Origin of the sequence: Polaromonas sp. (assembly GCF_012927455.1) — a bacterium.
In the GTDB taxonomy this organism is placed as follows: Bacteria; Pseudomonadota; Gammaproteobacteria; order Burkholderiales; family Burkholderiaceae_C; genus Polaromonas.
In genome coordinates this window covers 452,193-465,553 of record NZ_JABBPE010000016.1, presented here as the reverse complement: position 1 = coordinate 465,553, position 13,361 = coordinate 452,193, and the positions used below count along the sequence as shown (strand labels likewise).

Genomic DNA, 13,361 nt, shown 5'->3' with positions numbered 1-13,361 from the left:
AATTAAAAATCGGTTCCCCAGCCGATGTTCCAGGATCTGAACTCTGAGCCCGTGCCTTTGCCATCACTTGCCAGCAGCGCGTGCCAGCCGCCCCAGACCACTCCCGCGCTGGCAGCGCGTCGTAGCGGCTCAATCTCGAGACGCCAATGCGGCCTGTTGCGTCCTGTATCGCCGCCGTCCCAGCCCAGCCAGTATTGACTGAGCCCTGCCTTACGATCGGCCCGCAGGGTCAACGCGTCGGGCCGGCCGCTCGATTCGAAAGCAGCCCAGCTGGCCTTGGCCTGCCAGTGCACGCCGATCCGGCCTGAGACGCGCGTGAGGGTCTTTTGACCTTGGATCAGGGGTCCATAATTTAACGAACCGTCTGCAGCCCGGCTGATGACCTGAGAGTTCAGGGTGGCAGTGTCGGTGGTCAGATCAGACCACGCCAGCCGCGACAGAAGGTCGTCGGCGCGCAGTTGCAACTTCCATCGTGCTGCTGGCTCGCCCTGCAGAGCCAGGGACAGGGACGATCCCAGACCGGAACGACCGGAAGCGGGCAAGAACGGTCCGGTGATGCCCGGATTGGAGCGCTGGGTTTGCACATTGACGTCGTACACGTCCCCGCCCCGGTAAACCATATTTCCTGACACGTCGATTGTTCTAAATTGCTGCAGTCGCAACAGCTGGGCATCCGCCTGCCAGTGCCATCGCCGCGCCGCATCTAGTTGCAGCCAGGGCGTACCCAGTCGAATGCCCCGGCCCTGCCAGCTTTGGCCACGGGCGTTCAGGTCATAGCTGTAATTGATGTCGGGGTCGGTTTTGGTGGCCTCCAGCGCAGCTAAAGTGACGGTATCGGGACTGGCCTGCAGCCATGCCTCAGCGCGTACCAGTGCTCCCACGCGCCAGCCACCGGGATGGGTGGCATTCAGTTCGGCCCAAATGCTGCGCGATGCGCGCGGCTTGCTGGCCTGCCGCGAGCGATAGCTGGGCCAGTCGGGGAGGTCCAGGGCCAGCACCGGCAGGCCTTGACCAATGGATTCCTCGCCTACTGTGGCGCTAATTGTCCAGGGCGCCGGCGTCACCCCCGGCCTGCGGGAGGACGGTTCTTGCCCGAGTGATGGCAGGCTGAACAGCGCCGAAATCATGCAGAGGGAAGAAATTCTGAAAAGGTGATTTTCCATACTCAAGACACAAAAAAACGCCCGCATGATGCGGGCGTTAGGTGAGTAAAAACAGCGGTCAGCAGAGCTTAAAACTGTTCGTAGCTGCTGTCGGTGTAAGTGATGCGGTTGTTGAGCGTTGAATACTCACCCACCACCTGGCCGCTCTTCGTCAGCGGATAAGTCGTCTTCGACTTGTCGATGACCAGCTTGACTCCGCGTGTGCTTTCCAAGGTGATGCTATTTGCTGCTGCGCTGCCAGCGCCGGTCATGTTAATAACGATCAAACCCTGAGCATACTGGCCGTTGAGGGCCGTGGTGTTCGTCGCGTCGCTGCCCGTGTCGTTTTGAGTAACGGATAACTTCACTTTCAGCACCGGGCGGTTCGCAATCGTGACCTTGCCGTCAAAACCGGCTCGCATGATTTGCACGTTGCTGGCGCTGCGCGAGGCGTTGCTCTTGAAACTGGCGTGGTTGAGTGCCTCGCCTGTCAGCGTGCCCTCAAAGAAACTGACACCATTACGCTGCACGCTGCCGGCAAAAGACACCAGCGTCGGGATATAGCTGGTGCTCGAGGCGTCCAGCTTGAAGGCGCTAATTTTCAAATCGCCTGCCAGGGTGCTGCCAGTTGTGCTGCCTTTGAGCTTGAGCAACATTTCCTGGCTGCCGTCCTGCGCCGAGTAGCCGCTCGTGCCATCGGGTTTGGCCTGCAGGTAGGAGCCCTCGGCCAGCTCGATACGGGATTCCAGCGCGCCTGCCTTGATCAGGTCCATAGAACCAGAGACAGCCAGCTTGTCCAACTCACCTAACTTGGTGAGTGCTGCGGACAGTGCAACATTGTGCTTGTCGCCGAGTAAGGTTGCCACTACGTTGGGTTTGTAGACCCAGCGCTTCAAAACACTGTCGAAGCGGGACGTCCAGTTGCGCGTAATGCTGAAAGCGGGCGAAAGCTCGCCGGCCAATTTCAGCGCGGTGATCTTGCCATTGCCGTCGCGCTGCGTGGCCAGCGTGGCTAAATTGCCTGGGAAGGCCGCGCCGTAATGCTTAATCTCGCTCGGAACCCAGTTATTGACGTATCCCGACGGCGCGAAGGTCTTGGCCGTGTATTTCGTTTCCCGCGTCTGGGTGTAAACAGTAAACTTGTTCGCGTCGGCTAAGTCAGGGTGCAGGCTCACACGATAAGTCCAGGTCGTGTCACACCATTCGCCGACGGCAACGCAACGCTTGTACTCACCATTTGCATCGGTCGCGAGAATAGGTTGAAAGGCTGTGTGGCAGGCCACGTAATTGGCGTCGGCTTTTGAGGTTGCCGGCGCCGTGTAATTGGCATCTTTGTAGAAGCTGCAGGTTGCCGGGTACTCATAGCCATTGAAGACACGCTGTGTGACCACAAACGGCGCATTGCCCTTGATCACATCGTTCCAGAAATCCGCGCCCAGGCGCGCCACATTCAGCGCGTCAACGTTGGCGCTGGTCAGAGGCGCTGTGCGGCCGCGGATGTCGTCGCCGACTTTTTGCAGTTCGGTCTGCAGCGACAGATCGGCTGCGTCCAGTGCCTTGGCGTTGCTACGCAGCGTGCCCATGAAGTCTTTGGCCTGCTCCAACGGCGTGGCGGCAGAAAGCGGCGTTCCAGAAGAATCGGTGATGGTGAAGGCCGGCAGACCATAGAAATCGTTGACTCGATTAATAGAGGTTTGCAAGGCGGATTTCATGCCTGTATCGCTCAGACCTTTTGCCGACAACGCCGTGGTCACGCAAGCAACTTTGACGGCCTGATCGCCTGTGGCGCAATTTAGGCTGCCCGACAAGGCCATGTCCGACACTGCAGCCAGGGCGGCCGCTGGCGCATTGGTGGGCTTGTTGTTTACGTCAAATGTGGCTGCGCTTGTCAACGGGTTAAAAGTCAGCGCTGCGGCCAGGTCGGTGTTGGCCTGGTCCACATTGGTGGCAGTAAGACCTCCAGTTTTCGCCAGCGCCGTGGCCGTCGCCAAATCGGTGAAGGGGTTGATCTGGGCACTATGCGGCTTGCCGCTTTCAACCGGGAAGCTGGCCCGCAAGCGGAAGCCCGTCGCCGGAACAATGGTTTGCCCCGTCGCTTCGTCGAACATCGTGGTGCCAGGCACAGCGCTGGCGATCAGCAGCACGACGCCGCTGTACCCTTTCGCCGTGAGGCTGTAATGCCCTTTGCTGTCGGACGTCGTTTCTTTCAACAAGTCACCCTGCTGACCGTCTGCAGCAGTCTTGTACAGGCTGATGTTGGCCTGGGATATCGGGCCTTTTACGGCATCACCCTGAATCGTCAGACTGTCGTCAAATGGGGCACTATCGCCACCACCACCGCCGCTACCACAACCCGCAATCATTGCAGCCACCGCCAATGTGACGATACGTTTAATCGGTGCCATCTTTTCCCTTGTTCAAATACTGTCAATGTGAAACAGAAACCGACGTAATTGTTTCAAAGTGAAATATTATTGTCAATAAGTTTCAGAATGTTTACCGATTATTGTGAATATGACCAATATTAGTATCAGTTTTTATAGTTTTGATGTGGCGGGAAAATCTCCGTTTCGATGAGGGCGACTAGAGTCAAATTCCAAAAAACCTGCCGCCGCAGCGAGCGAAAGCTGCCACTTCGCCAAGAATTTCGCAGGCGCTTTTCTTTCAATACCGCTTTACATTTCGACAAATAATGGATCGTGCGATGCAAGTAGAAGCTGTTATTTCAATCAAAGGGCAGGTCACGCGGTGGACACAAGATGTGGACTACCGGGCCTATCGGGAGTCAACTACCGTGCAAACCCCTTGAATGGCAGCGTTGATCTGGAATTAGAGCCCCGTTTCCCTCTGATGACGGCTTTCGCCTGCGGATAAGCCGATCTACTCTCGACAAATCTACACAAAAATGGCATACAGCCCATACTGCATGGGCGCAAGCAGCTATTAAATTCATAGCGTGTAGACAGGCCGAGCGATTACAGTTGCCGGCAGCTGAAGCGCCGCTGCGTGGTCGCGTCGCGGCACCGTCTGACACGATGCGTACTGCGAAGGGTGAAGAATGAGGAACGGTTGTCAACCGGCAAACGCGAGCCAGTCGCCTTGACAGCAACCTGCATTTTTTTTGGTAAACCGCACATCAGGAGAGCAGCATGAGCCACAAGCAAAATCCACGCGACGAGCAGACGCCCAAGACCGGCAAGGTTGAGAACGACACCAACAAGCTCGGTGAGCAGGCGCCCACGCAGTTGAATCAGGGCCAGCGCACGCCAGACAGCCGCAGCGATCGCGAGGCGCATGTGGGCGGCAGCAATCAGTCTCAGTCGCGTCGGGGGCCAGTGGGGCCCAAGCGCTGAGCGCTGCGGGAAAGGACCTCTATTCCTCGATGTAGGTCGGGTTAGCCGCGGGCGTAACCCGACATCCGTAGACCGGCGTTAGCCGCCTCTTCACGCCACGTCGGGTCACGCTGCGCTAATTCGACCAACTGAAGGTTAGGCCTTTGGCCTTTGCTGGATGGGCACGACAAGCTATAGACAAGATAGCGGGCCGGTTTCCGGCGGCGGTTCGCTTGTCGCCCGCCCCCACAATCGCGGCACATCTTTCAAAAGGCGACACATGGGCATGCTGATTCTGGGGCTGGTTCTTTTTCTCGGCGTGCACTCGACGCGCATCGTGGCCGATGGATGGCGCACGGCGATGATGGCGCGACTCGGCCAGGGCGCGTGGAAAGGCCTGTATGCGCTGCTGTCAATTGCGGGTTTTGTGCTGCTGGTGTGGGGCTATGGCCTGGCGCGCCAGCAGCCAGTGACGCTGTGGCAGCCGCCGGCCGGCATGCGCCATGTGGCGGCGCTCTTGATGCTGATCGCGTTTGTGTTGCTGGCGGCCACCTATGTGCCGCGCAACGCCCTTAAGGCGCGCCTGCATCACCCGATGGTGCTGTCGGTCAAGGTCTGGGCCTTGGCGCATTTACTGAGCAACGGTAACCTGGCCGACTTGCTGCTGTTTGGCGGGTTCTTGTTGTGGGCGGTATTGAGCTTTCGCGCCGCGCGGGCGCGCGACCGGGCGACGCAGGCCCGCTATCCTGCGGGTACGGTCGCCGGCACGGCGATGACGCTGCTGGTGGGCATCGTGGCCTGGGCGGTGTTTGCGTTCTGGGCGCACGCGGTGCTGATTGGTGTGCGGCCGTTTTGAGGGCCTTGGCGGGCTGTTTTCTTTCCCTAAAAACGTACAAAAAAAGCCCGCAGCCCTTACAAGAAGGGTGCGGGCAGCTACTAAATTAGTAGCGAGGGAGGTGCAGATGCGATCTGGTTTTAGCTGCGCCAATACCAGATCTTACTGAACGCGGCGTTCGATGGTGATTTGCTCGACTTCGACGCGGCGATTGGGCTCCAGGCATTTGATGAGCGCGGGGCGTTTTTTGTCTTTGCAGACCACCACCGGATTGGCTTCGCCCTTGCCTTCGGCCTTCAGGCGATTGGCCTCAACACCCTTGTTGGTCAGGTAGGTTTTAACGGAGACGGCGCGGCGCTCGGACAGCGTCTGGTTGGCTTTTTCCGAGCCTATGCGGTCGGCATAACCGGTGATGGCGACGTTGTTGACTGAACTGTCGGCCTTGAGGGCGGTGGCGATTTCATCAAGCTTGGGTTGCTGCGGCTTCAGTTCGGCGCTGTTGAAGGCAAACACTTCGGTGGCCGACAGCGTGTACTTTTCAAAGCGCGGTGCTGGCGCTGGTGGCGGTGGAGGAGGTGGCGTTGCTGCGACGACCTCCGGGACCGGCGCCAGCGCGGGCGCTACTGCTTGCGGTGCGGGGGCTTGCGCCTTGGCACCAAAGCGGTAGATCAGACCGACCGACAGCAGGTCGATGTGGCCTTTGTTGCCGATGGCATCGTCGACGCGGTAGCGCTCGGCCTCGGCGCGCACAGCCAGGGCTTCGGTGAAGGCGTATTGAACGCCCAAACCGAATTTGAGGTTAGTGCCGCTCTTGCTTGGATTGGGATTGGTCACGCGGACCGCGCCGGTGCCGGTGAAGGTGTCTTTGGCTTGCGCGTAGTTGAGTCCGGCGCGGCCAAAGGCAGAAAACTTCTCGGTCAAGGGCACGATGCCGACCAGGTCCAGGTTCAGGCCCTTGACCTTGATGTCGCCCGTCAGCGTGCCGGCCGGCACCGTGGTGGCGGTGTAGCCGAACTTGCCCAGATCAAAATAGCCGCCCTCGACGGCGAAGTTCTTGTTGAGCTGGTAGCCGCCATAAAGCTTGAAGCCGTGATTGCGGTCGCGATCGGAAATCGAACTGGTGGCCAGGCCGCCCGCCTGCAGACCACTGGTGATTCGCGCGTCGTCAATGGTGGCGAGCGAGCGGCCGACGTTGGCGCCGGCGTACCAGCCGGAGTCCTGCGCAATGGCGAGGGGGCTGGTGAATGCGGCAAGTGCCAGCAGACCCAGCGTTCCGGAAGCTTGTGTGAGTAATTTCATATTTTTCTCCAGCAGGATTTAATAAATCTTGTGCTTGTTACGTGATCGATGTTTTTTAAAACGTCCCAGTCTACGTTGACGCTTGACCGGGATTTCAGGTTTTCTTGATGCGAAAGGACCACCTTCACGCTGGTGGCCTCATGCCGTGCTACTTGCAGGTAGGCGGCGCATTCGCATGCCCTGGCACGGAAACCAGGTTTGAGTCGAAGACAAAGGCGCCAGACGTAAACGCCCCAGCGAACAATCTGCCGCACGAACTCGCGCCGGTTTCCATCGTGACATCACCAGCGGCCAGTATGTTGCCTTGCCATTCAGCGCTGGTTCCGAGCGTTGCGGCAGAACCGGCCTGCCACCAGACGTTGGAAGCCTTGGCACCGTTGATCAACAGGATGCGCGTGTGAGGACCCGGAGAGGCTGTGCCGGCTACTGCGCCGACGGTGCTGGCTGACTGGAAGACAAAGCGGGCATTGGGGTCGTTCTGGGCATCGAGCGTGAGGTCGCCCGTAATCAGGATCGACGTGTTGGAGGTATAGACGCCAGGAAAGAACAGGTTGTCTCCGACCACAGGCGCACTACCAGCGGCGGCTCCCAAGGTGGTGCCCGCAGGGATCGAAGTCCCGCCGCCCAATGAACCGGCGGCAGGTGGTCCTGCTGGCGGCGTGATACGCAGATACGCTGCGCGCAGGTCGCGCACGACCGCGTTGGCCGAAGTAGTGTCCGGAAAGGTTGGCGTGACAACCGTGCCGTTGATGGTGGGAGCAGCACCTCCGCAAAGACCAAAACCGGCTGCGCCGTTACCGCCGGGAGAGGCCACCGCATTGCAAGTAGGAGTTGCAGACAAGACTGCATTGCCATTGATCTGCGTATTAGGCGCGGTAAGGGTGTTCCTGATCCCGGCGGTGGCCGCAATTCCGAAAGCGTCGGCCAAGCCAAGGTTGACAGAAGGAGGCGTTGCGATAAGGGCTGCCGCTGTCTTGAAGGTCCACACATAGTTACAGCCGATGGTCGTACCTGCGGCATTTGTGACGGCGCCCTGAATTACCGCCGTGTAGGAAGTTGCCGGCACGAGAGCGGCGGCTGTGGTCAAGGTCGCTACCTGAGAGGCAGCGTCATAGTTGACCGATGCGGGTATCAGCGCCGCCCCGCCCACTGGCGCCAACGTGAAGCTGATCGCGTTGATGGTGGCGCCGTTCATTGGCTGGTCGAATGTGGCGGTGACCGATTTGCCATTATTCGCTACACCGGTGGTGCTAGTCGACGCGGACTGGTTGCCATTAGTGGGATCTGACGCGGTTACCGTGGGGCCCGCCGCCGTACAAGCGCCGGGAATAACAGCACCCGCTGGTGGAACCAAGGGGACTACGGGCCCGATGGGGACCAATGGAACAACGATGGCCGTCGCTCCGTTCGCACCAAGGATCGGATCTCGTCCTCCTCCGCCCCCGCCGCAGCCTGTCGCCACTACCGCCAAAGCACTCAGCAGCAATGCCATGGACCAGGTCCGGCCTCTGGAATAGCTCTCAAAATTTTTCATTTGCAATCCTGTAAGGTTGGAGACCGCTTCTGCAGTGCAGAAAAAAGCGGCTCTCGTCCGCTTAATGTGCGCGGACATATGGATGCTATCTGTGCGCTGCCGCACAGAGTGTCAGCCAAAGGCCCGACTTCGTTACCTACTGTTGCTTTTTTGGCGTGGGCTGGTCGCCGGATTGGAGTTTGTGTAGACAAAAGGCCTATAGCCCCAAAGACGCGGGCGCCGCAAGCTATCAAACTTGTAGCGGTGTGGCTGCGCGGATTGCAGCGTCCATGAAAAAAAGGACCCAGGTGGGTCCTTTTTTTGGGCGGAAAACGGTCGGGAGGGTCAATCAGCGCCGCTGTCCTACGATCCTTTTCCAACCGCTCACGGCCTGGCTATTGAGCCGGAGCCGTCACGGCGTTGGCTTGCAGCGTGACCGCCGTTTGTGCCAGGGCCCGGCCAGTCAGCTTGGCGCCGGTCTGCAGCGCGATCAATGTTTTACTCAGGATGGTTCCCTTGAAATCAGACGTCGTTCCCAGGGTCGCCTGGCCGGCGACCTGCCAGAAGATGTTCTTGGCCTGAGCGCCGCCGCTCAGCGTCAGAATGACGCCGTTGTTCACGGTCAGGTCTTGCGCTATTTGAAAGATCCAGACGTCATTGGCGCCGCCATCTAGCGTGACACCGGAGGCCAGCAACAGGCCGGTGCCCCATTTGTGCAGGCCGGGAGGGATGGTCTTGCCGCTAATGTTGCCGGCGCCCAGTTCGGTGGTGTCGGGCAACGAGCGTCCGGCGGCATCGGTGTAGGCGGTTAGCATGTTTTCGACGGACGTGGTCAGGTTGGAAGGCGTAGGCACTGCCATATTGGCGGCAAAGAGCTTGCCAGTTACGATGGTAGGCGCTGTCGAAAATTCATTGGTAGCATCACGCGCTTGCGAAAATCCTGTGATGAAGGTCTCGGCAGCCGGGCTCAGTCCAATGTCGCCAACAATTTTGGTGGTTCCTGTGGTGGAGACGCCGGTTTTGGCAAGAATCACAAAATCGCCTGCGGTGCCAAGCACCACCGGTGTCGGGCCTTTGGCCAGCGGCTGCGCTGCGTCTGCCGTGGTGAAGCGCCAAACAAAGTCGTTCAACAATGCATTGCCGGCGAGATCCTTGACGCCGGCCTTGATCTTGGCCGTGTATTGAGTGCTGGGGGTCAAGTTGCTGGCGGGTGGCGTGAAGATGACGGTAGTGCCAACCAAACTCACCACGCCTGCAACGGGCGTCGTGGCCGCTGCGGCGGTCACGGTAAAGCTGGCTGCGCTGAGGCTGGCGGGGTCTATCGCCTCATCAAAGGTGGCGGTAATTTTGCGATTGATGGCCACGCCGGTAGCATTATCTTGCGGGGTGTTGGCCGTGATGGTGGGCCGAATCGTGTCTACCGTTGCGGTGGTGAAAGTCCATGTCACCTTGCTGGCTAGCGCGATTCCCCCCACCTCCTTGGCTCCGGTGGTGACGGTTGCGGTAAACAGCGTATTGACCGCCAGCGCGCTGGCCGGTTTGAAGATCGCCGTATTGTTCGCAGCATCCAGGGACACAGTTCCGCCAATGGCAACCGCGCCAGGCGCAGTCAGCGTGAAGGTCGTGGCATTGATGCTCTTATCGTCCATCGCCTTGTCGAAGCGGGCGGTGATTTCTCGTTGAATAGGCACATCCTTGGCGGTATCGGCAGGCGTTGTGGACGTAATCGTCGGCGCGGAACCAAGGTTGGGGCCGCCCGAGCCGTTGCCCGGGTTGTTGTCTGAGTTGTCGCCGCAACCGGCCAGCAGGGCGCCCAGCAGAACGGGCAGCAGGCACAGAAGGCGCCTGGAATAACTTGGTAGTCTGATCATTTGATTTTCGTTTCTGTAAAAGGCTGCCAGATCCGATGGGACAGGGCGGCAGGAAACACGGATATCCGGCGCGAGTATGCACCAGCGCAGGTCCTTCGTCGATGCGCTGGCGCATACAGACGTCGAATGTGGTGGGCTGCGCAGGCTTACTGGGCTGGCACCTTTGACGGCGGCGCGGGCCCAGCGTGACCGGCGAATTCATCCCAGCGAATCAGCTGCTGGATGCCGACATCCCTACACAATCGCGGCGCTGGCGTTTCGCATCATGAGGATTGCTGGTTATGTGAGCGCCTACTTATCTAGCAAGCGCCGTGGGATAGCGATCGTAGATCGCCTTACAAAGTTAACAAAAACAATACCTGATGGACATGGAGGTGCGGCAAGATGAAATCTTCTTCAATTCAGGAGCTTCAATGCATCGGTTTAAAAACTCGCAGTCCACAGATTCTCGATTTCTTTGCCTGGTGGCCAGTCCGCGCTTTCTGCGCGCCGTACCTTCCGTTTTGCTGCTGACCACGGCCATGGCCTGGGGCGTTTCCGCGCAGGCCGCCGCTCCTGGCCGTGAAGGCGCTTCGCGCAATAGCGCGGCGGCGAGCGCGCGCGCCAGTGTGGATGACGGCGTGCGCCTGGGCGCCAACGACAACGTGACGGCGGAACAGCGCGCTGCGGCCATGCAGGTGGCGCAGGGCGCGGTGGGTGCCGGGACAGACGCCGGCGCAACCGGCAGCGCCACCTCGGGCCAGAGCCGCGCCGTGGGTGGTGTGCGGGGCACGGGGCAGGCCGCTGGCGGCACCGCCGCACCGATGGGTGAGTCTGCCGTGGGTGGCGTGAGAAATCACGACATGGGCAGCATGGGTGGAAAAAGCGGCATGACCGGCAAGGGTGAGGTCAAGGCTGACGAGACCGGCGGCCTGAAGGGCAATGTGGGGAGCCTGCCCAGAAAGCTTGACAAGGCTGGCCGCAGCGGCGCTGCCGGCGCGGACGCTGGTGCTGGCGTGGGGGCAGGTGCCGCCGACGTCAACCCGAATGCAGACGTGAAGGCAGGCGCCGGCGTCAAGGGCAAAAGCCCGGCGCCTTATTAAGCAGGCGGTACGAACCATCCTGACCGGGCCTCAGGCCCGGTCAGCCCCCGCGGCACCCGCGGCTTTTTTTCTGCCCGGGTTCCGCAATGAGGGGTTAAAAATGGCTCCAGCCCAACGGACTCGGGCGCAGTCAGCTATTAAAAAAATAGCAGACTGCGCCCGAGGGTGTCGCTTTGCGCCAGCCAGCTTGCCGGCCCCGCCTCACTTTTTGTCGGGCAGCTCGATTTTCACTTCCAGAATATCCAGGTTGTCCTGGCGCTCTAGGTGCAACTTGATGTCGGCCGGGTTGATGTGGATGTATTTGGAGATCACCGCAATCAGGTCGCGCTGCAGCGCCGGCAAATAGTCGGGCTTGGGGCTGCGATCAGTGCGCTCGTGCGCCAGGATGATCTGCAGCCGCTCCTTGGCCACACTGGCGGTTTTTTTCTTCTCGCCGAGAAAAAAGGTCAGAAACGACATGGCCTCATTTCCCTCCGAACCAGCGTTTGAACAGATTGGGCTTTTGCGTGTCGATGAAACGCATCGGCTTGTCTTTGTCGCCCAGGAAGCGGTCGATCACGTCCTTGTAGGCTTCGGACACATCGGTGCCCTGCATGTGCACAGCCGGCAGGCCCTGGTTGGACGCCTGCAGCACCGATTCGGACTCGGGAATCACGCCTATCAGCTTGATGCGCAGAATGTCCTGGATGTCTTCGAGCGAGAGCATCTGGCCCTGGCCGACGCGCGTCGGGTTGTAGCGGGTGATCAGCAGGTGCTCCTTGACCGGGTCGCCGCCGTCGATGCCGCGCTTGGTCTTGCTCGACAGCATGCCCAAAATGCGGTCGGAGTCGCGTACTGAGGAGACTTCGGGGTTGGTGACGATCAGCGCTTCATCGGCGAAGTGCATGGCCATCAGCGCGCCGGTTTCAATGCCGGCGGGCGAGTCGCAGACGATGAACTCGAAGTCCATGGCGGCCAGGTCCTTCAGGACTTTTTCGACACCGTCCTTGGTCAGTGCGTCCTTGTCGCGCGTTTGCGAGGCGGCCAGCACGTACAGGTTGTGGCACTGCTTGTCCTTGATCAGCGCCTGGTTCAGCGTGGCTTCGCCCTGAATGACGTTAATCAGGTCGTAGACGACGCGGCGCTCGCAGCCCATGATCAGATCGAGGTTGCGCAGGCCGACGTCGAAGTCGATCACGGCGGTTTTGTGGCCGCGCAGGGCCAGGCCAGTGGCAAAGCTGGCGCTGGTGGTGGTTTTTCCTACGCCGCCTTTGCCGGAGGTGACCACAATGATTTTTGACATCTGAGAAAAGTCCTTAAAGAAATGGTTGGCGCGCGACGCTGTGGGGGGCGTTGTGAAAGGAAGCGCGCTGAAAATGCTTGCAGTGGGAGCGCAAAGGCGAAATGGATGCAGTGGGGTCCATCATCGCGTATCAGTCTTACAGCTGGGTTAGTTGAGTTAAGGGGTCATGACGCTCATCACCAGCCGGTCGCCATTCTCGCCGGCCACCAGCCGCACCTGCGTCGGCTGGCCCGCCACGCCGGGTGGCAGGGGGTGCTCGCTGGTGCGGTAAACGCCGGCAATCGACAGCAGCTCGGCTTCCAGCGCCAGCGCAAAAATGCGCGCATCGGCATTGCCGCGCGCGCCGGCCATGGCCTTGCCACGCAGCGGTGCATAGACATGAATATGGCCGTCGGCAATCACTTCGGCACCGGCATTGACCATGGCCAGCACCACCAGATCGCGACCGCGCGCATACACCTGCTGGCCCGAGCGCAGCGGCTTGTCGATGACCAGCGCGCCCAGCGGGGCAACGCCCGGGGCCATGGCGGGCGCTGGCTGTTGCCTGGCCTGTGGCGCGGGTTCGGCCGGGCGTTGGTTGACCAGGTGCGCATCGGGCACGGGCAGCAGGCCGGCCCGCAGCGCGGCGCTCATTTGCGCGTCATTGCCGCCTTTGACCGCCAGCGCGACCAGCTGGTAGCTGCCAAGCAGGCTGATCAGCGAGGGGAAGTCGATGTCGCCATGAGCGCTGTTTTCGCTGGTTTGCAGCGGCGACAAGTCAATCATCAGCGCGTCCTGGTCGAAAAAATCCGGAATGTCGCCGAAGCGCACGGTGAGCTCGCGCGCCAGGGCAGCGAGGTCAGTGGACTTGAGCAGCAGCGCGACCAGAGGCAGGTTGGCGCTTTTGATTTCAAAGGTGGAGGAGCTGGTGGCCGGGAGGGCAACGATCATGGGCGAAGGAGGGCCAGAGTAGGCGGGATGAAACATCAGACAGGAACAAACCATGCGGCACGGCCGCAATCGGCG

General features: G+C 60.2%; 11 protein-coding genes. 3 read left to right on the top strand and 8 right to left on the bottom strand.

Annotated features, from left to right (window positions below; translation table 11 throughout):
- Positions 1-2 precede the first annotated feature (2 nt).
- Together HHJ18_RS17240 and HHJ18_RS17235 are read right to left on the bottom strand one after the other, a co-directional pair.
- Complete coding sequence (locus HHJ18_RS17240; protein WP_296917109.1) at positions 3-1,127, bottom strand: hypothetical protein; 1,125 nt, start codon at positions 1,125-1,127, stop codon at positions 3-5.
- Positions 1,128-1,231: 104 nt separating this feature from the next.
- Positions 1,232-3,547 carry a hypothetical protein gene (locus HHJ18_RS17235; RefSeq protein ID WP_296917107.1) on the bottom strand — a complete coding sequence of 772 codons (2,316 nt, stop codon included), beginning with the start codon at positions 3,545-3,547 and terminating at the stop codon, positions 1,232-1,234.
- A 744-nt stretch (positions 3,548-4,291) separates the two neighbouring features.
- Here HHJ18_RS17235 and HHJ18_RS17230 point away from each other — a divergent pair.
- Both HHJ18_RS17230 and HHJ18_RS17225 read left to right on the top strand, forming a co-directional pair.
- Positions 4,292-4,495 (top strand): hypothetical protein, encoded by a 204-nt coding sequence (locus HHJ18_RS17230; RefSeq protein ID WP_296917105.1) that lies wholly within the window; start codon positions 4,292-4,294, stop codon positions 4,493-4,495.
- 259 nt (positions 4,496-4,754) lie between these two features.
- The gene (locus HHJ18_RS17225; protein WP_296917103.1) at positions 4,755-5,330 is read left to right on the top strand and encodes an NnrU family protein; all 576 of its coding nucleotides are present in this window, start codon (positions 4,755-4,757) and stop codon (positions 5,328-5,330) included.
- A 141-nt stretch (positions 5,331-5,471) separates the two neighbouring features.
- Here the strand turns inward: HHJ18_RS17225 and HHJ18_RS17220 are convergent, their stop codons facing one another.
- The 3 genes from HHJ18_RS17220 to HHJ18_RS17210 form a co-directional block, all read right to left on the bottom strand.
- Positions 5,472-6,608 (bottom strand): OmpA family protein, encoded by a 1,137-nt coding sequence (locus HHJ18_RS17220; protein WP_296917101.1) that lies wholly within the window; start codon positions 6,606-6,608, stop codon positions 5,472-5,474.
- A gap of 148 nt (positions 6,609-6,756) precedes the next feature.
- Positions 6,757-8,100: an ice-binding family protein gene (locus HHJ18_RS17215; protein ID WP_296917388.1), complete on the bottom strand. Its 1,344-nt coding sequence runs from the start codon at positions 8,098-8,100 to the stop codon at positions 6,757-6,759.
- 416 nt (positions 8,101-8,516) lie between these two features.
- On the bottom strand, positions 8,517-9,992 hold the full coding sequence (locus HHJ18_RS17210; protein WP_296917099.1) for an ice-binding family protein: 1,476 nt from the start codon (positions 9,990-9,992) through the stop codon (positions 8,517-8,519).
- A 413-nt stretch (positions 9,993-10,405) separates the two neighbouring features.
- On the opposite strand from HHJ18_RS17210, the gene HHJ18_RS17205 reads away from it, so the two are divergent.
- The gene (locus tag HHJ18_RS17205) at positions 10,406-11,074 is read left to right on the top strand and encodes a hypothetical protein (protein WP_296917098.1); all 669 of its coding nucleotides are present in this window, start codon (positions 10,406-10,408) and stop codon (positions 11,072-11,074) included.
- A 201-nt stretch (positions 11,075-11,275) separates the two neighbouring features.
- On the opposite strand, the gene minE is transcribed toward HHJ18_RS17205, so the two are convergent.
- The 3 genes from minE to minC form a co-directional block, all read right to left on the bottom strand.
- A complete protein-coding gene (minE, locus tag HHJ18_RS17200) occupies positions 11,276-11,533 on the bottom strand; it encodes a cell division topological specificity factor MinE (RefSeq protein WP_296917096.1) in 258 nt (85 codons plus the stop codon).
- Positions 11,534-11,537: 4 nt separating this feature from the next.
- Positions 11,538-12,356 (bottom strand): septum site-determining protein MinD, encoded by an 819-nt coding sequence (gene minD / locus HHJ18_RS17195; RefSeq protein ID WP_296917094.1) that lies wholly within the window; start codon positions 12,354-12,356, stop codon positions 11,538-11,540.
- 156 nt (positions 12,357-12,512) lie between these two features.
- Positions 12,513-13,286, bottom strand: a complete 774-nt coding sequence (minC, locus tag HHJ18_RS17190) for a septum site-determining protein MinC (protein WP_296917092.1) — start codon at positions 13,284-13,286, stop codon at positions 12,513-12,515.
- Between the last annotated feature and the right edge of the window lie 75 nt (positions 13,287-13,361).

Coding starts and splice junctions, on each gene's coding strand:
- minD (WP_296917094.1), bottom strand. CDS start 12,356: ATGTCAAAAATCATTGTGGTCACCTCCGGCAAAGGCGGCGTAGGAAAA.
- HHJ18_RS17240 (WP_296917109.1), bottom strand. CDS start 1,127: ATGATTTCGGCGCTGTTCAGCCTGCCATCACTCGGGCAAGAACCGTCC.
- HHJ18_RS17225 (WP_296917103.1), top strand. CDS start 4,755: ATGGGCATGCTGATTCTGGGGCTGGTTCTTTTTCTCGGCGTGCACTCG.
- HHJ18_RS17215 (WP_296917388.1), bottom strand. CDS start 8,100: ATGGCATTGCTGCTGAGTGCTTTGGCGGTAGTGGCGACAGGCTGCGGC.
- minE (WP_296917096.1), bottom strand. CDS start 11,533: ATGTCGTTTCTGACCTTTTTTCTCGGCGAGAAGAAAAAAACCGCCAGT.
- HHJ18_RS17235 (WP_296917107.1), bottom strand. CDS start 3,547: ATGGCACCGATTAAACGTATCGTCACATTGGCGGTGGCTGCAATGATT.
- HHJ18_RS17210 (WP_296917099.1), bottom strand. CDS start 9,992: ATGATCAGACTACCAAGTTATTCCAGGCGCCTTCTGTGCCTGCTGCCC.
- minC (WP_296917092.1), bottom strand. CDS start 13,286: ATGATCGTTGCCCTCCCGGCCACCAGCTCCTCCACCTTTGAAATCAAA.
- HHJ18_RS17230 (WP_296917105.1), top strand. CDS start 4,292: ATGAGCCACAAGCAAAATCCACGCGACGAGCAGACGCCCAAGACCGGC.
- HHJ18_RS17220 (WP_296917101.1), bottom strand. CDS start 6,608: ATGAAATTACTCACACAAGCTTCCGGAACGCTGGGTCTGCTGGCACTT.
- HHJ18_RS17205 (WP_296917098.1), top strand. CDS start 10,406: ATGCATCGGTTTAAAAACTCGCAGTCCACAGATTCTCGATTTCTTTGC.